Source organism: Cupriavidus sp. WGlv3, from assembly GCF_023952475.1.
GTDB lineage: Bacteria > Pseudomonadota > Gammaproteobacteria > Burkholderiales > Burkholderiaceae > Cupriavidus > Cupriavidus phytorum.
This window is the reverse complement of record NZ_JALHRX010000004.1, coordinates 386887-404544: the sequence shown is the minus strand read 5'-3', so window position 1 is coordinate 404544 and position 17658 is coordinate 386887. Positions and strand designations below refer to the sequence as shown.

The following is a 17658-nucleotide window of genomic DNA, read 5'->3' as shown; positions in this document are numbered from 1 at the left end:
CCATATCAAGCGACAGGACTCAAACGTGACCGCATTGCTTTCCACCTTCAGCCTTACCACCCTGCCTCCCCACGCCGCGGCATTCCGCGCCGAGGTGCGGGCCTTCCTGGACCAGCACATGCCGGCGCTGCCGCCGGAAACGCGGGCGCGCTCGTGGATGGGCTTCGATGCCGGCTTCAGCCGGGCGCTGGCCGCGCGCGGCTGGGTCGGCATCACGCTGCCGGCGCAGTACGGCGGCGCGGGGCTGGACCCGTTTTCGCGCTTCGTGCTGGTCGAAGAACTGCTGGCGTGCGGCGCGCCGGTGTCGGCGCACTGGATTGCCGACCGCCAGAGCGGCCCGCTGATCCTGCGCTACGGCAACGACGCGCAGAAGGCGCGCTACCTCCCCGCGATCAGCCGCGGCGAGGCCTTTTTCTGCATCGGCATGAGCGAGCCCAATTCCGGCTCGGACCTGGCCAGCGTGGCCACGCGCGCGGTGCGCCAGCCGGATGGCAGCTGGCGCCTGAACGGCCGCAAGATCTGGACCACCAATGCCGACCGCTGCCACTTCATGATCGCGCTGGTGCGCACCTCGGGCACGCCGCAGGACCGGCAGGCCGGGCTGTCGCAGTTCATCGTCGACCTGCAAGCGCCGGGCGTCACGGTGCGGCCGATCCGCGACCTGGCCGGCGATGCGCACTTCTCGGAAGTGAGCTTCGACGACGTGGCGCTGGCCGCGGATGCGCTGGTCGGCAACGAAGGCAGCGGCTGGGAGCAGGTCAACGCCGAGCTGGCGTTCGAGCGCAGCGGCCCGGAGCGGCTGTATTCCAGCGTGGTGCTGCTCGACACCTGGCTCGACGCCCTGCGCCGCCTGCCGCCGGCGCGGCGCGACACCGTCACCGCCGGCCGCCTCGCCGGCCACCTGGCGGTGCTGCGCGCGATGTCGCTGGCGGTCACGGCGCGGCTGGCCGCGGGCGAAAGCCCGGTGGTGGAGGCCGCGCTGGTGAAGGACCTGGGCACCACCTTCGAGCAATCGGTGCCGGCCCTGGTGGAAGCCGCGCTCGGCGACGAACCGGCACTCGCGGCCGACGGAGCGCTGTACCGCACCCTGGCCTATGTGACGCAGATCGCGCCGTCGTACTCGCTGCGCGGCGGCACCCGCGAAATCCTGCGCGGCATGATCGCGCGCGGACTGGGCCTGCGCTGATCCGCTCCCGTCGACCGCCATCCTGAACGAGATTGCCCATGCATAACGCCTACTCCGATGCCCTCGATGCGCTGCTGCGCGACTGCTGCACGCCCGCCACGGTGCGCGCGCTGGAATTGCAGGCCAATCCGCAGCCGCTATGGCAGCCGCTATGGCAAGCGCTGCAAGACAGCGGCTTCGCCGACTGCCTGTTGCCCGAATCCGCCGGCGGCGCCGCGCTGCCGCTGCAAGAACTGGCGCCGGTGCTGTTCGTGACCGGCCGCCACGCCCTGCCGCTGCCGCTGGCGCAGACCGTTTTTGCGCGCGCGCTGCTGCATGCCGGCGGCGTCGCGCTGCCAGACGGCCCGATCGCGCTGGCAAGCTTCGACGACGGCGCCGCCGCCACGCTGGTGGCGGACGCCCGCCATGCGCAGTGGTTCCTGCTGCAGGACGGCGAGCGCTGCCTGCTGCTGCCCGCCGCGGCGGCGCGCGCCGAGGCCACCGGTGCGCACGGCGACCTGACGCTGCGCGTGCCGCGCCCGGACGCCGCCGCGCCCGCGGCATTCCAGCTCCCGGCCGGCACCGTGCGCACGCTGGGCGCCTGCCTGCACGCGGCGCAACTGGCCGGCGCGCTGTCGCATGTGCTCGACGTGACGCTGCAGTACGCCAACGACCGCCAGCAGTTCGGCCGCGCCATCGGCAAGTTCCAGGCAATCCAGCACCAGGTCAGCGAAATGGCCGAGCATGTCGCCGCCGCGCGGGTGGCCGCGCAGCTGGCCTGCGACAGCGGCGGCGCCACGCCTGACCGCCTGCGCGCGGCGATCGGCAAGCTGCGCGCCAGCGACGCGGTCACGCCGGTGGCCGCGATCGCCCATGCCGTGCACGGCGCGATCGGCATTACCGAGGAATATGACCTGCAACTCTATACGCGCCGGCTGCATGCGTGGCGCGTGGCGGACGGATCGGAACGCTGGTGGAGCCGCGTGCTGGGTGAAGCGGTCTGTGCCAGCGACGGCCGCAAGGCGGTGGAACTGGTGCGCGACTGGTGCGAACCGGCGCCCGCCGCCTGAAGCGGCGGGGCCAGCGGCGCCGCTTCAGGCGGCCAGGCTCAGCCCGCTGCCGTGCGGGCGACGGTGGCGGCGCTCAGGCTTGCATTCGTACTTGAGCTCGGTGCGGCCGTCTTCATAGGCCACCTCCAGCCGTACGGTAAAGCCCCATAGCCGGGTCACGTGCCGCACCACTTCATCGAAGTTGTGCGCCAGCGGACGCCGGTCGTTCTGCAGGTGGCGCAGCGTCAGCGAGCGGTCGCCGCCGACATCGACGTTGGTGACCTGGATGTTGGGCTCCATGCTGGACAGGTCGTACTGCGCCGCCATCAACTGGCGGATGGCGCGGTAGCCCTCGTCGTCATGGATCGCGGTGACGCGCAGCTTGCCCTCGCGGTCATCGTCCAGCACCGAGAACAGCTTCAGCTCGCGGATCACGCGCGGCGACAGGAACTGCAGCAGGAAGCTCTCGTCCTTGAAGTTGCGCATGGCGAAGTCCAGCGTCTTGCGCCAGTCGGTGCCGGCGATCTCGGGCGCCCAGCGGTAGTCTTCGTCGGTCGGGCTCTCGCACATGCGGCGCAGGTCCTGGAACATCAGGAAGCCCACCGTGTAGGGGTTCATGCCGCTGTAGTAGGGGCTGTGGTACGGCGGCTGGTAGATGACGTTGGTGTGCGCCTGCAGCAGCTCCATCATGAACGCGTCGTTGACCAGTTTTTCCTCGTACAGCTGGTTGATGATGGTGTAGTGCCAGAACGTGGCCCAGCCTTCGTTCATCACCTTGGTCTGGCGCTGCGGATAGAAGTATTGCGCGATCTTGCGCACGATGCGCACGATCTCGCGCTGCCACGGTGCCAGCTTGGGCGCGTTCTTCTCGATGAAATACAGCAGGTTCTCCTGCGGCTCGGGCGGGAATGGCACATCCGGCTCGGGCGTGTCGTCGTCCGACGCCAGCGCGTGCGGCCGGTGCTTGGGCAGCGTGCGCCACAGGTCGTTGACCTGCATCTGCAGGTAGTTCTCGCGGTCGGCCTGACGGGCCTTTTCCTCGGTGATCGACAGCTTCTTGGGCCGCTTGTAGCGGTCCACGCCGTAGTTCTGCAGCGCGTGGCAGGAGTCCAGCAGCAGCTCCACCTCCTGCTCGCCGTAGCGCTGCTCGCACTCGGCCACATAGTTCTTGGCGAACAGCAGGTAGTCGACGATGGCGTCGGCGTTGGTCCAGGTACGGAACAGGTAGTTGCCCTTGAAGAAGGAATTGTGGCCGTAGCAGGCATGCGCGATCGTCAGCGCCTGCATCGGCATGGTGTTCTCCTCCATCAGGTAGGCGATGCAGGGATTGGAGTTGATGACGATCTCGTAGGCCAGCCCCATGTGCCCGCGCTGGTAGCTGCGCTCCGACGCCAGGAAATGCTTGCCGTAGGACCAGTGGCTGTAGCCTACCGGCAATCCCGCCGACGCGTAGGCGTCGAGCATCTGCTCCGCGGTGATGATCTCGATCTGATTGGGATAGGTATCCAGGCCGAATTCGCCGGCGATGCGAGAAATCTCGCGGTCATACCGGTTGATCAGCTCGAAGGTCCATTCCGAACCCGTGGACAGATAAGCCATCTTCGCCCCTTTTGTCCGGGCAAGACAGGCAGGCCGGTGCTGACGGCGCGGGCGCGCCGCCAGGTCCCCTGTCTTGCCAATATTGCCTTCTTCACCGCGGCTTGCCGGTCATTGCCGCCAATGTCCGGCCCAGCACTGATTATGCCGCGCGTTTCTGGAACAGGTCGTGCAGCACCGGATAGATCTCGTCCGCGCCGATGATGCGCTGCATCGCAAAGTGATCGAACTGGCTCTTCACCGTCAGATACTCTTCCCAGAGGTTCTGCGGCTCTTCCGACGCTACCTCCACATAGGCGTAATACTGCACCAGCGGCAGGATCGACTCGCGCAGCAGCCGCCCGCACAGCTCGGAATCGCCGGCCCAGTTATCCCCGTCCGAGGCCTGCGCGCAATAGATGTTCCACTGGCTGGGCGGATAGCGGTCATGGATGACCTCCACCATCAGCTTCAGCGCGCTCGACACGACGGTGCCGCCGGACTCGCGCGAGTGGAAGAAATCTTCCTCTTCGACTTCCTTCGCCACGGTGTGATGGCGGATAAACACCACATCGATGCGCTCGTAGTTGCGCTTCAGGAACAGGTACAGCAGCATGAAGAAGCGCTTGGCCAGGTCCTTGCGGCTCTCGTCCATCGAGCCGGACACGTCCATCAGGCAGAACATCACCGCCTGGGCCTGCGGACGCTTCTTCAGCACGCGGTTGTTGTAGCGCAGGTCGAGCTTCTCGATAAAGGGAACGCGATCGATGCAGGCGCGCAGGTGCCGCATCTTCTCCATCAGCTCGAGCGTGCCTTCGGCATACGGTCCGTCCTGCTCCAGCGCCTCGGCATAGGCCAGCTCCAGCTGGCGCAGGCGCTTCTGGTAAGGGCTGGACAAGGCGATGCGCCGCCCCAGCGAACTGCGCATGGTGCGCAGGATCGACAGGTTGGACGGGGTGCCGTCGATGGAAAAGCCGGCGCGCACCTTGCGCACCTCGGCAATCTTGGCGAGGTGGCGCTTGGCCAGGTCCGGCAGCGCCATGTCCTCGAAGAAGAAATTGAGGAAGTCCTCGCGCGACAGCGTGAAGACGAAATCGTCCTCGCCCTCGCCGCTGTCACTGGCGCGCGAACCGGTCCCGCCGCCGCCCTGCTGCTGGCGGTCGAAGGAATCACCCTTGACGAACTTCTTGTTGCCAGGGTGAATCCACTCGCGCCGCCCGCCCGGGCCGTGGTGGAAGATGGGTTCGCTGATGTCCTTGACCGGAATGGACACCTGCCCGCTCTGCTCGATGTCCATGATCTTCCGGCCGGACACCGCCTTTGCCACCGCTTGCCGGATCTGCTCGCGGTAGCGCTTGATGAAGCGTTGCTGGTTGACGGCACTCTTGTTGCCGCCGTTTTCGCGCCGATCGATGACCGTAGCCATATGTTGCCCTCGTTGAGAGACCCGTTCCGCGGCGCCGTTACGATGACTTTCTTACGCGCAGATACCACTCCACCAACAGTCTCACTTGCTTGGGCGTGTACCCCTTCTCGACCATGCGGTTGACGAAGTTCTCGTGCTTGTCCTGGTCTTCGCGCGAAGACTTGGCATTGAACGAGATCACCGGCAGCAGGTCCTCCGTGGTGGAGAACATGCGCTTCTCGATCACCATCCGCAGCTTTTCATAGCTGGTCCAGACCGGGTTCTTGCCACCGTTGTTGGCCCGCGCCCGCAGCACGAAGTTGACGATCTCGTTGCGGAAGTCCTTCGGGTTCGAGATACCCGCGGGCTTTTCCACTTTCTCGAGCTCGTCGTTCAGCGCGTTGCGGTCGAGGATTTCGCCGGTGTTGGGATCGCGGTACTCCTGGTCCTGGATCCACAGGTCGGCGAACACCACATAGCGGTCGAAGATGTTCTGCCCGTACTCCGAATACGATTCCAGGTAAGCGGTCTGGATCTCCTTGCCGATGAACTCCACGAACGGCGTGGTCAGGTACTCCTTGATATACGACAGCAGCTTGGCCTCCTGCTCCGGCGGGAACTGCTCGCGCTCGATCTGCTGCTCGAGCACGTACAGCAGGTGCACCGGGTTGGCCGCCACTTCGGTGTTGTCGAAGTTGAAGACCTTGGACAGGACCTTGAAGGCGAAGCGCGTCGACAGCCCGTTCATGCCCTCGTCGATGCCGGCGTAGTCGCGGTATTCCTGGTACGACTTCGCCTTCGGATCCACGTCCTTCAGGCTCTCGCCATCGTAGACGCGCATCTTCGAGAAGATGTTGGAATTCTCCGGCTCCTTGATGCGCGTGAGCACGGCGAACTGCGCCATCATCTTCAGCGTGTTGGGCGCGCACGGCGCGGCCGACAGCGAACTGCTGCGCAACAGCTTGTCGTAGATCTTGACCTCGTCGGACACGCGCAGGCAGTACGGCACCTTGACGATATAGATCCGGTCGAGGAAGGCCTCGTTGTTCTTGTCCGCCTTGAAGGTCTGCCACTCGGCCTCGTTCGAGTGCGCCAGGATGACGCCGTCGAACGGGATCGCGCCAAAGCCTTCCGTGCCCTTGTAGTTGCCCTCCTGGGTCGCGGTCAGCAGCGGGTGCAGCACCTTGATCGGCGCCTTGAACATTTCGACGAACTCGAGCAGGCCGCGGTTGGCCAGGCACAGGCCGCCGGAATACGAGTACGCGTCCGGGTCGTCCTGCGGGAAGTCCTCGAGCTTGCGGATGTCTACCTTGCCCACCAGCGACGAGATGTCCTGGTTGTTCTCGTCGCCCGGCTCGGTCTTCGAGATCGCGATCTGCGACAGCACCGACGGGCGCAGCTTCACCACCTTGAACTTGGTGATGTCGCCGTTGAACTCGTGCAGGCGCTTCACTGCCCATGGCGAGGCAATGGTATTGAGATAGCGCAGCGGGATGCCGTAGTCCTCTTCCAGGATCTTGCCGTCTTCTTCCGGCGAGAACAGACCCAGCGGTGACTCGTGGATGGGCGAACCCTTCAGCGCGTAGATGGGGATCTGTTCCATCAACGCCTTCAGCTTTTCCGCGAGCGAGGACTTGCCGCCGCCGGGAGGCCCGAGCAGATACAGGATCTGCTTGCGCTCTTCCAGGCCCTGCGCCGCGTGCTTGAAGAACGAGACGATCTGCTCGATCGTGTCCTCCATGCCGTAGAAGTCGCGGAAGGCCGGATAGATGCGAATGACCTTGTTGAAGAACAGGCGGGACAGCCTGGGATCATGGTGGGTATCCACCAGCTCAGGCTGACCGATCGCGGCGAGCATGCGTTCGGCAGCGGTCGCGTAGGCAGTCGGATCCTTCTTGCAGATCTCCAGGTATTCCTGGATGCTGTATTCCTCTTCCTTGCGAGCTTCGAACCGCGTAGCGTAATGGCCAAAAATGTCCATACCTCACTCCCGTCAGAGTTCACGTCCGAGGCGTAGGTAGTGCTACCCCCAAGGCTTCGCGCAACGTTCGCGGTACACCACCCCGGCCTGGCGACCTGTCATGTTGCGAAGTCTTTACTTCATCATAGTCAAATAACGGCGATGGTGGAGTCCGAGTTGACGAATCTTGCATCGATGCAACGGGTGTTTCGTTGCTGCATTTCCCGCTGCATTCCTGCCGGATTTCGCTGTCAGCTTTTGGCTGATCCCACTCGGCTTCGCCTCCGCGCGCGACGGGCCATTGACCATGCTTGTGACACACCTTACACCTTTCCCGCCATCCGTGCACATCCGGTTTTGTAACCATAAGCACGAAAGCCGGCACAGGTGCCGGCTTTCATTTTTGCGCATGTCGTCAGGCGTTTTGCGACGTCTCGCGCTGCCTGCGCGCACTAGCACACAGACAGTGCTGATAGCGCAGCGCCTGCGTTGACGGGCTCAGAGCGTGCGTGCGACCAGCTCCTTCATGATCTCGTTGGAGCCGCCGAAGATCTTGCTGACGCGTGCGTTCGCGTACATGCGCGCGATCGGGTATTCCAGCATGTAGCCATAGCCCCCGTGCAACTGCAGGCACTCGTCGATGACCTGGCAGTTCTGTTGGGTGCACCACCATTTGGCCATCGCCGCGGTCGCCGCGTCGAGCTGGCCGTCCATCAGGCGCTGCATGCAGTCGTCGACGAAGGTCGCGGCGATGGTGGCCACGGTCTTGCATTCGGCCAGCTTGAAACGGGTGTTCTGCAGGTCGCCGAGGGGCTGGCCGAACACCTTGCGCTGGCGCACGTAGTCGGTGGTCAGCTCGATCGCGCGCTGCATGGTGGCGACCGCGCCCAGCGCAATGATCATGCGCTCCTGCGGCAGCTGCTGCATCAGCTGGTAAAAGCCCTGCCCTTCCTGCGTGCCGAGCAGGTTGTCGCATGGCACCAGCACGTCGTCGAAGAACAGCTCGGCGGTGTCCTGGCCCTTCTGCCCGATCTTTTCCAGGATGCGGCCGCGGCGGAAGCCCGGCAGGTCGCGGGTTTCCACCATGACCAGCGACACGCCGCGCGAGCCGGCCTCCGGATCGGTCTTGGCCACCACGCAGATCAGGTCGGCGTGGTAGCCGTTGGTGATGAAGGTCTTGGCGCCGTTGATGCGATAGCAGTCTCCGTCCGCGGTTGGTTCCCGCAGCGCGCGGGTGCGTATCGCTTTGAGGTCGGAACCGGCGCCGGGTTCCGACATCGCGATGGCGGCCACCAGTTCGCCGCTGGCCATCTGCGGCAGCCACTTTTGCTTCTGCGCTTCGGTGCCGTAGCGCAGCAGGTAATGCGCCACGATGCCGCTGTGCACGTTGTTGCCCAGGCTGGTGCAGACCGCGCGCGACATCTCCTGGGTGATGATGGCCTCGTGGGCGAAGGTGCCGCCGCCGCCGCCGTATTCCTCGGGGATGCTGGCGCACAGCAGCCCGATCTGGCCGGCGCGGCGCCACATGTCGCGGTCAATGTAGCCTTGTTCGGCCCAGCGCGCCTCGTTGGGGGCGAGTTCGCGCTCGACGAAGCGGCGCACGGTGTCCTGGAACATTTCCAGCTCTTCGTTCATCCAGGGGGTCTGGCGTGCGGCGGGCGCCGCGTTCTGGTCTTGGGATCCCATAAGTCGTACCGGTATCAGGGTAAACGTGAACAATGAAGCGGCAGGCGTCGGACGATGCCGGATACCTGCCTATATAAATAAGGGCGAAAACAAGGGGGTGACCGATGCTGCGGGCAGCAAGCCCCGCCGGCCCCTCAGTCCGGCCAGCGGTAGCGCAGCGGCTGCTTGGCCATGAAGCGATCGGCGGCCTCGCGGCGGTAGCCGGTGGAGAAGGCGATGCCCTGCGCGTCCGCCTCCATCGCCAGCATGGTGCTCAGGTCCTGTCCCAGCGACGCATTGAGCGCCTGCTTGGTCAGGCTGACCGCCACCGGCGAGGCCTCGGTGAACGCCTGCGCGAGCGCCCGGGCGCGCGCCTGCAGGCCGTCGGCGGGCACGATTTCCATGACGATGCCAAGGTCTTGCGCGGCCTGCGCATCGAGCTCGCGCATCGAGAACATCAGCGCCTTGGCCCGCTGCAGGCCGATCATGCGCGGCAGCGTGTAGAACACGCCACAGTCAGGCACCAGCCCCATGCGCAGGAACGGCAGCCCGAAGCGCGCGCGCGGCGTGGCCAGGATGATGTCCGCCGTCAGCGCCAGACTGAAGCCTGCGCCATAGGCGGCCCCATCGACCGCGGCGATGACCGGCACGTCCAGCTGGATCAGGTCTTCCAGCCAGCCGTGCAGCTTGCGCAGGCGCCTGCGGCCCTGCTCGGCGCTGATCTCGACCTGCATCGAGCTGATGTCGCCGCCCGACGAGAAATCGGTGCCAGCGGCGGTCAGGATCAGCGCGCGCACGCTGTCGTCGTCCCGTATCCCGCGAATCACTTCGCCGATCTCCTCGCGCATCTGCAGCGACAGCGCGTTCTTGCGCGCCGGCGCGTCCAGTGTCAGCGTGGCGACGCCGTCCTCCAGGGCAAAACGGATGGTTTCCATGGCTTGGGCTCCGCGATGGTGTCAGTCCAGCTGGATGTTGGCGTCGCGCACGATCCTGGCCCACTTGGGCGTGTCGCCGGCGACCACGGCAGCCAGTTCCTGCGGCGTCGAGCCGACCGGCTGCAAACCCATGCCGGCCAGCTTTGCCGTCACTTCGGGCAGCCGCACGATGCGCGCGGTTTCGGCGGCCAGTTTTGCCGTCACGTCCCTGGGCGCGTTGCCGGGCAGGAACAGCCCGAACCAGCCATTGGGCTCGAACCCCGCCAGGCCCAGCTCGGAGAAGGTCGGCACATTGGGCAGCGCCTTGTAGCGCTGGGTCCCGGTGATGCCCAGGATCTTGAACTTGCCGCTGGTCAGGTAGGGGTTGGCCGAGGTCACGTCGACGAAGGCGCTGTCCACCTGGCCGCCCAGCAGGTCGCTCATCAGCGGCGCCGCGCCCTTGTACGGGATATGGGCGATCTCGATGCCGGCCTGCTGCCGCAGCAGTTCGCCGTGCAGGTGCGACGAGGTGCCGTTGCCGTACGAGCCATAGCTGAGCTTGCCGGACCTGGCCAGCGCCAGGAACTCGCGCATGGTGCTGGCCGGCACGCGGTTGGGCACCACGAACAGGTCGGACGACTTGGCGATCAGCGACACCGGGGTGAAGTCCCTGGCGACGTCGTACGGGGTGCGCTTGTACAGCGCCGGCGACTGGATCAGCGCGGTGATCGCCAGCAGCAGGGTGTAGCCGTCGGCCGGCGCCTTGGCGACGGTGTCGTTGCCCAGCATGCCGCTGGCACCGGGCTTGTTTTCGACCACCACCGGCTGGCCCAGGCTTTCGGCCAGGCGCTGGCCAATCAGCCGCCCCACGGTATCGGTGCCGCCGCCGGCCGGGTATGGCACGATCAGCCGGATCGGCTTGGCGGGATACGGCTGCTGGGCGAAAGCCTGCCCCGCGCCGCCAAGGATGGCCGCGCCGGCCAGGGTGCCGGCCTGCGCCAGCCAGTTGCGTCTGCTCTGCTGCATGGTGTCTCTCTCTTTGCTGCTCGGGTTGCTGCGCGGGGCGGCATCACCGCTACGCTCAGGCGCCCGGTTGGTTCGCCTGCATCTCGCGCTCCTGCAGCGCGCGCCACAGGATCTTGCCGGTGGCCGACTTGGGCAGCGCCTCGACCACGTCGACGATGCGCGGCACCTTGTACGCCGCCATATGCTCGCGGCACCAGGCCATGATGCGTTCGGGGTCGGCCTCGGCCGTGCCGCGCGCGTCGGGGCGCAGCGCCACCACCGCCTTGACGGTTTCGCCGCGGCGCTCATCGCGCGCCGCGATCACGCAGGCCTCGTGGATGGCGGGGTGGCCGTACAGCATGTTCTCCACCTCGGCCGGCCAGACCTTGTAGCCGGACGCGTTGATCATGCGCTTGAGGCGGTCGCGCATGAAGAAGTAGCCCTCCTCGTCCATGAAGCCCAGGTCGCCGGTGCGCAGGAAGCGCTTGCCGTCGAGCTCGATGAAAGTGGCGGCGTTGGCGTCTTCGTTGTGCCAGTAGCCCTGCATCACCTGGCCGCCGTGGACCACGATCTCGCCGGTCTCGCCGTGCGGCAGTTCGCGCAGCGTTTCGGGGTCGACCACGCGCGCGTCCACGCCGAAGGTGGCGATGCCCAGGCATTCGCGCTTGGGCTGGTTGCGCGGGTTCGACAGGATGAAGGCCGCGGTCTCGGTCATGCCGTAGGCCTCGACATAGGGCAGGCCAAAGCGCTGCTGCAGCATGTTGGCCACCGCTTCCGGCATGGCCGCGCCGCCGCCGCCGACGTAGGCCAGGCTGGACAGGTCGCGCGCGTCGATGCCGGGCTGGGAGAAGAAGTCCACCATCATCGCCGGCGGCGCGCCCCACACCGAGACGCGGTAGCGCTCGATCAGGTCCGCCGCCAGCGCGCGGTCCCAGCGCGGCATCAGCACCACCGTCGCGCCCAGGTAGAGCGGCGAGTTCATGCAGTTCTGCATGCCCAGCAGGTGGAACATCGGCGCCACCGCCAGCACCACCGATTCGGGCGAGCCGCCGCGCCAGATCACCGAGCCGGCGGCCGCGGTCATCAGCGTGCCGTGGGTATGCATGCAGCCCTTGGGATTGCCGGTGGTGCCCGAGGTATAGGCCAGCATGCACAGCGTGTCCTGGCCGGCCTGGTGCGGCAGCGGCCGGTGTCCGGCGCGGCTGGCGGTGTCCCACGCCACCGGCATCGCGCCGGAGGGAGCGGCCTGCGGCGCGGGCGGCGCTTCGCGCAGCCAGGCCGGCACCCGCAAGCCGCCGTCGTCGCGCAGCATGCCCGCGTAGTCGTGCAGGATCACGTGGCGCAGCGCGGGACCGTGCAGCGGCGCCATGCGCGAGTACAGCTCGCTGCCGGCGAATGCGGCGACCGCGCCGCTGTCCTGCACCACGTGGGCAAGCTCGGCTTCCAGCCACATCGGGTTGGCGGGAACGACCACGCCTTCGGCGCGCAGGATGGCGTAATAGGCAATGATGAACTGCGGGCAGTTCTGGCTGAACAGCACCACGCGGTCGCCGGGCTGGATGCCGCAGGCGTGCTGCAGGTAGCCGGCCATCCGTTCGATCTCGTCGCGCAACTCGCCATACGAGATCGCGGTGCCGAAGTACTGGATCGCGGTCTTGTCCGGATAGCGCTGCGCCGCGACCTCGACGTTGTAGAACAGGCTGGTGCGCGGCGTATGCAGCGTCGCCGGCAGGCCGGGCGGCCAGGCGGGGGAACGGAACGGCGGGGTGGTGCGTGTGGCAGGCTTCATTGCAGCAATTGGTGGGTCAGATGCAGGTCAGATACAGCTCAAACGGAGAAGGACTCAATCCAGGCGGATATTGCGCGTGCGGATCACCTTGCCCCAGCGCACGTAGTCGGCCTGGATGGTCTGGGCGAAGGCATCCGGCGTGCTGCCGGTCAGGATCACGCCAAGCTCGTTCATGCGCTTGCGCACGTCAGGCTGGGCCAGCACGCGGTTGACGTCGGCGGAGAACTTCTCGACGATCGGGCGCGGCGTGGCGGCCGGCAGCAGCAGGCCGAACCAGCCCATCGCGTCCATGCCCTCGATGCCGGCCTCGCGGAAAGTGGGCACGTCCGGCAGTTGCGGCGCGCGCGCGGGTCCGGTCACCGCCAGCGCGCGCAGGCGGCCGGTGGCGACATGGGGCTTGGCGCCCATCACCGAGATCACCGCGGCCGGCACCTGGCCGCCGAGCAGGTCGTTCAGTTCCGGCGCCTCGCCCTTGTAGGAGACGTGGAGCATGTCGATCCTGGCGGCGTCGTTGAAGACTTCGCCATACAGGTGGCCGCTGGAGCCCGCGCCAAACGAGCCATAGGAGAACTGCTTGGGCTTGGTGCGCACCAGCGCGATAAAGTCCTTCAGGTTGGTGGCCGGCACGGCATTGGTATTGACCGCGAACACGAGATTGGTGGTGCCGAGCTCGGAGACGGCGGCAAAATCCTTCACCGGGTCGTACGGTGCGCGCGCATACAGGCTCGGCGCCTGCACCAGCGGCGTGATCGTCAGCAGCGCGGTATGGCCGTCGGCCTCGGCGCGGGCGACCACTTCGGCGCCCAGCATGCCGCTGGCGCCCGGGCGGTTCTCCACCACCACCGGTCGCTTCCACTGCTTGCCCAGGCCCTCGGCCAGCGCGCGCGCCAGCACGTCGGTGGCCCCGCCGGCGGGGAACGGCACCACCATGCGCACGGTGCGTGCCGGGAAATCAGCCTGGGCGTGGGCCACGCCCGCGCCCAGCATGCCGGCTGCCAGTCCGCTCCACGCCAGCAATCCGGCGCCCAGGTAGCCGAGGGTACGGCGACGCGGACTACGCTCCCCACTACGACGATCTGCCTGCATGTGCTGTCTCCTTTGGTTTTTCCGTGGGCGGGCACGGGCTTTTTGCCGCGTTGCGGGATCCGCCCGGGCCGGTGGGCCGGCCTTGTAGAGGTACTTGCCGGAGAGTGCGCGATGCTGCGGTGCGTGGACAATGACCAGACGCGCCAAAATGATTGGCCGAATCGCTCAGGCGGAAGGCAGGCTTTGGCAAATCCCGATTGTGCGGCGCCGCGCGGGCTTGCTAAGGTGGCGCCATGATGTGGCCAGAGGGCTGAAAGGCCTGGAGAGGCCGGCACCGGCGCGTCGCCGTGACGAGGAGACCCATGCAAACAGCCGTTCTGCCATCGCTGCGCCCGCCGATGCCGGGCCAGCCGCACCTTGCCGGCCACGCGCTGCCGGGGGCGCGCCTGCGCGAAGCCGGCGGCCCCTCAGCTTCGGGCGCGACAGTGGAACCAGCCGCGCCGGCTCGCCACACCATCGCCATCCAGCATGTGACGCATATCCTGCAGGGAGCGCGGCGGCTCGGCTACGACATCGATGCGCTGCTGCGCCGCGCCGACATCTCGCCGGCCCTGCTGGCCTCGCCCAGCGCGCGCGTGACGCAGGGCCAGTATGCGGCACTGATCCGCACGCTGCGCCGGGTCATGCGCGATGAGCTGTGGGGCCTGCTGGAGCGGCCCGTGACGCCCGGCGTGTTCGCGCAGGTGTGCCGCAGCCTGGTCCATTGCGCCACGCTCGAGGACGCCATCCGCACCGGGCTGCGCCTGTACCGCCAGCATATCGACGCCTTCGCGCCGCGCCTGCATGTAGGCGCCGACGGCAACACCGCGGCGGTGGTGCTGCATCCGCGCGCGCCCGCGTCGGCGTGCCGCAGCTTTGCCGAATCGACCTTTGTGTTCCATGCCTATGCGCTGGTCAGCTGGCTGGTGGCCGGGCAGATCCCGCTGACGCGGGTCGACCTGAGCGCCGCCGCGTCGCAGGGGCGCACCGACACCGAGCGCGTATTCAAGGCCGCGGTCAGCTACGGCCAGCCCGTCACCGCGCTGCACTTCGACGCCGCCTCGCTGCGCCTGCCGGTGATGCAGGACGCCGCCAGCCTGCGCGACTTCCTGCGCGAGACCCCGCGCAACCTGCTGATCCGCTACCGCGACAACAGCTGCCTGGCGGAACGCATCCGGCAGCACCTGCGCTCGCACCTGGACCACGAACTGCCGTCGCTGGAGCAGATGGCGCAGCTGCTGCGGCTGACGCCGCAGACCCTGCGCCGCCGCCTGCGCGACGAGGGCCGCGGCTACCAGAGCATCAAGGACAGCCTGCGGCGCGACGTGGCCATCGGCATGATGGAGCGCCCCGGCATGACGCTGCAGGACGTGGCGCTGCGGCTCGGCTTTTCCGAGCCGAGCACGTTCCACCGCGCCTTCAAGAAATGGACCGGCGTGGCGCCGGGGGAATACCGGATGCGCGGGATGCGCAAGGAAGGCGTGCCGGCGGCCTAGCCGGCGATCGCGCAGCCGCCGGCTTACTCGAGCCGGATCTCGCCGTCGAAGCGCGCCTGCAGCTTCACCGCCGCCAGCTCCAGCGTCACCGACACCGGCAGGTGTTCGTTGCCGGCCAGCGTGCCGTCGGCCACGGCCCTGGCGATGGCCTGCTCGATCTCGCGCTGGGAATTCACGCCAACCACCTTCAGGAACTTGCGGATGCTGAGGTTGAAGGTCTCTTCGTCCATGGCTGTCTCCGGGAAGGAAGCGGCATGCTGCCGCTATCCGGACAGCCTACGCCAGTGACGGCATCCGTGCAGCGGCGCGCCGGGAGCACCATGCTGCCCGACGCGCCTGCGCTTAGACCACGCCCTGCTCGCGCAGCCGGGCGATACGCTCGCCAGACAGGCCCAGCACCGTCTCCAGCACCTGCTCGGTATGCTGGCCCAGCCGCGGCGGCGGCGCATCGTACTGCACCGGGGTGGCCGACAGCCGCAGCGGGCTCTTGACGGTCGGACACAGGCTGCCGTCGTCGCGCACCAGGTCGACCTGCAGCTCGCGATGCCGTACCTGCGAATCTTCCAACACCTGGCCGTAGTCGTTGATCGGCCCGCAGGGGATGCCCTGCGCTTCCAGCGCCTGCACCCAGTGCGCGGTCGGCCGCGTGCGCATATGCGCCTCGAGCAGCGGCACCAGCGTGTCGCGATGGATGATGCGGCCGGGGCCGGTGGCAAAGCGCTCGTCGGCGGCCAGGTCGGGACGCTCGACACCGCGGCAATACGCCTGCCACTGCCCGTCGTTGCCGGCCGCGACGATCATGTAGCCGTCGGCGGTGGCGAACACATGGTAGGGCACCATGTTGGCGTGCGCGTTGCCGTAGCGCGGCATGGCCTGGCCGGTGACGCGCTGCGCAATGATGGGCGTGGCGCCGACCGCCACCACCGCGTCGAGCAGCGCCATGTCGATATGCTGGCCCTCGCCGGTGCGTTCGGCATGGCGCAGCGCGGCCAGCACGGCCACGGTGGCGTACATGCCGGTCAGCATGTCGACCACCGCCACGCCCACCTTCTGCGGCCCGCCGCCGGGCAGGTCGTCGCGCTCGCCGGTGACGCTCATCAGGCCGCCCAGGCCCTGGAAGATGAAGTCGTAGCCGGGCTTGTGCGCGCTCGGCCCGGTCTGGCCATAGCCCGTGATCGAACAGTAGACCAGCGCCGGGTTGACCGCCTTCAGGCTGTCATAGTCCAGCCCGTAGCGCTTCAGGTCGCCGACCTTGTAGTTCTCCAGCACGATCTGCGACTTCGCGGCCAGCTCGCGCACGATCTGCTGCCCTTGCGGGCTGGCGATATCGAGCGTGACCGACTGCTTGCCGCGGTTGGCGCCGGCAAAGTAGGTGGCGTCGCGCGACGGCTGCCCGTCCGCGCCGGGCAGCCACGGCGGCCCCCACGAACGGGTATCGTCGCCGGCGCCGGGGCGCTCCACCTTGATCACCTCGGCGCCCAGGTCCGCCAGGTTCTGCGCGCACCACGGGCCGGCCAGGATGCGCGACAGGTCCAGCACGCGCACGCCGGCAAGCGCGCCGCGCGCCGGGGCTTGGCCGCCCGTCATCAGATCGGGTCCCAGCTGATCACGTCGGGCGAGCGCTCCAGCTTGAAGAAGCTGCTGCGCATCGCCGGCATTGCGACCTCGCCCACCGACTCCGGCGTCCAGCCCTCGCTCATATGGACCGAGCGCACCGGGCGCGGCTGGCTCATCAGGATGATCTCGTTGGCGCGCACCGCGAAGATCTGGCCGTTGACCTCGCTCGCCGCCGGGCTGGCCAGGTAGATTGCGACCGGGCCGATCTTGCCGGCTTCCATCTTCTGCAGCTTGGCCACGCGCGCCTTTTCTTCCGGCGTCTCGGCCGGGATCGAGCTGGTCATGCGGCTCCACGCGAACGGCGCGATGCAGTTCGAGCGCACGTTGAAGCGCTGCATGTCGAGCGCGATCGACTTCGACAGCGCGGCGATGCCCAGCTTGGCCGCCGAATAGTTGGCCTGGCCCAGGTTGCCGATCAGGCCAGAGGTGGAGGTCATGTGCACGTAGGCGCCGCTCTCCTGGTCCTTGAAGTAGTTGGCCGCGGCGCGGCTGACGAAGAAGGTGCCGTTCAGGTGCACGTCGATCACCGAGCGCCATTCTTCCTCGTTCATCTTGAAGAACATGCGGTCGCGCAGGTTGCCGGCGTTGTTGACCACGGCGTCGATGCGGCCGAAGCTATCCAGCGCGCATTGCACGATGGCGTTGGCGCCGGCCCAGGTCGACACGCTGTCGGTGCTGGCCACGGCCTCGCCGCCGGCGGCGCGGATTTCCTCGACCACGCGCTGCGCGGGACCGGCGTCACCGCCCTCGCCGGTCATCGACACGCCCAGGTCATTGACCACCACCCTGGCACCGGCGGCCGCCATGGCCAACGCGATGCCGCGTCCGATCCCACCCCCGGCGCCCGTCACCAGCGCAACCTTGCCTGCCATCAAACCGCTCATTGCATGCTCCTCGGAACTCGTCCTTTGAATACTTTTTGTGCGGTCACCGACCGCAAACCCGGTGAAACA

The 17658-nt window shown here is 67.4% G+C and carries 14 protein-coding genes; 3 read left to right on the top strand and 11 right to left on the bottom strand.

Going from position 1 to position 17658, the window contains the following annotated elements:
* The first annotated feature begins 25 nt into the window (after positions 1-25).
* A complete protein-coding gene (locus MKD38_RS10705) occupies positions 26-1186 on the top strand; it encodes an acyl-CoA dehydrogenase family protein (protein WP_252676621.1) in 1161 nt (386 codons plus the stop codon).
* Positions 1187-1224: 38 nt separating this feature from the next.
* Positions 1225-2235 carry an acyl-CoA dehydrogenase family protein gene (locus MKD38_RS10700; RefSeq protein WP_252676619.1) on the top strand — a complete coding sequence of 337 codons (1011 nt, stop codon included), beginning with the start codon at positions 1225-1227 and terminating at the stop codon, positions 2233-2235.
* 24 nt (positions 2236-2259) lie between these two features.
* Here the strand turns inward: MKD38_RS10700 and MKD38_RS10695 are convergent, their stop codons facing one another.
* The 8 genes from MKD38_RS10695 to MKD38_RS10660 form a co-directional block, all read right to left on the bottom strand.
* Positions 2260-3813: a SpoVR family protein gene (locus tag MKD38_RS10695; protein WP_252676618.1), complete on the bottom strand. Its 1554-nt coding sequence runs from the start codon at positions 3811-3813 to the stop codon at positions 2260-2262.
* 139 nt (positions 3814-3952) lie between these two features.
* Positions 3953-5215 carry a YeaH/YhbH family protein gene (locus MKD38_RS10690; protein ID WP_252676617.1) on the bottom strand — a complete coding sequence of 421 codons (1263 nt, stop codon included), beginning with the start codon at positions 5213-5215 and terminating at the stop codon, positions 3953-3955.
* Positions 5216-5252: 37 nt separating this feature from the next.
* The gene (locus MKD38_RS10685; RefSeq protein ID WP_012355394.1) at positions 5253-7175 is read right to left on the bottom strand and encodes a PrkA family serine protein kinase; all 1923 of its coding nucleotides are present in this window, start codon (positions 7173-7175) and stop codon (positions 5253-5255) included.
* A 477-nt stretch (positions 7176-7652) separates the two neighbouring features.
* On the bottom strand, positions 7653-8840 hold the full coding sequence (locus tag MKD38_RS10680; protein ID WP_252667634.1) for an acyl-CoA dehydrogenase family protein: 1188 nt from the start codon (positions 8838-8840) through the stop codon (positions 7653-7655).
* A 134-nt stretch (positions 8841-8974) separates the two neighbouring features.
* Positions 8975-9754 carry an enoyl-CoA hydratase/isomerase family protein gene (locus MKD38_RS10675; protein ID WP_252676616.1) on the bottom strand — a complete coding sequence of 260 codons (780 nt, stop codon included), beginning with the start codon at positions 9752-9754 and terminating at the stop codon, positions 8975-8977.
* Positions 9755-9775: 21 nt separating this feature from the next.
* The gene (locus MKD38_RS10670; RefSeq protein ID WP_252676615.1) at positions 9776-10759 is read right to left on the bottom strand and encodes a Bug family tripartite tricarboxylate transporter substrate binding protein; all 984 of its coding nucleotides are present in this window, start codon (positions 10757-10759) and stop codon (positions 9776-9778) included.
* A 55-nt stretch (positions 10760-10814) separates the two neighbouring features.
* Positions 10815-12527 carry a long-chain fatty acid--CoA ligase gene (locus MKD38_RS10665; protein ID WP_252676614.1) on the bottom strand — a complete coding sequence of 571 codons (1713 nt, stop codon included), beginning with the start codon at positions 12525-12527 and terminating at the stop codon, positions 10815-10817.
* A 54-nt stretch (positions 12528-12581) separates the two neighbouring features.
* Positions 12582-13613 (bottom strand): Bug family tripartite tricarboxylate transporter substrate binding protein, encoded by a 1032-nt coding sequence (locus MKD38_RS10660; protein WP_252676613.1) that lies wholly within the window; start codon positions 13611-13613, stop codon positions 12582-12584.
* A 302-nt stretch (positions 13614-13915) separates the two neighbouring features.
* On the opposite strand from MKD38_RS10660, the gene MKD38_RS10655 reads away from it, so the two are divergent.
* Complete coding sequence (locus MKD38_RS10655; protein WP_252676611.1) at positions 13916-15088, top strand: AraC family transcriptional regulator; 1173 nt, start codon at positions 13916-13918, stop codon at positions 15086-15088.
* A 23-nt stretch (positions 15089-15111) separates the two neighbouring features.
* On the opposite strand, the gene MKD38_RS10650 is transcribed toward MKD38_RS10655, so the two are convergent.
* The 3 genes from MKD38_RS10650 to MKD38_RS10640 all read right to left on the bottom strand — a co-directional run bounded on the left by MKD38_RS10650 (position 15112) and on the right by MKD38_RS10640 (position 17589).
* Complete coding sequence (locus MKD38_RS10650; protein ID WP_062802625.1) at positions 15112-15318, bottom strand: DUF6494 family protein; 207 nt, start codon at positions 15316-15318, stop codon at positions 15112-15114.
* Positions 15319-15430: 112 nt separating this feature from the next.
* Entirely contained in the window at positions 15431-16675 is a 1245-nt protein-coding gene (locus MKD38_RS10645; protein ID WP_252676609.1) for a CaiB/BaiF CoA transferase family protein, read from the bottom strand.
* Positions 16675-17589, bottom strand: coding sequence for an SDR family NAD(P)-dependent oxidoreductase (locus MKD38_RS10640; protein WP_252676607.1), 915 nt, complete (start codon positions 17587-17589; stop codon positions 16675-16677). Before MKD38_RS10640 ends, MKD38_RS10645 begins: the two co-directional genes overlap by 1 nt.
* Positions 17590-17658 lie beyond the last annotated feature (69 nt).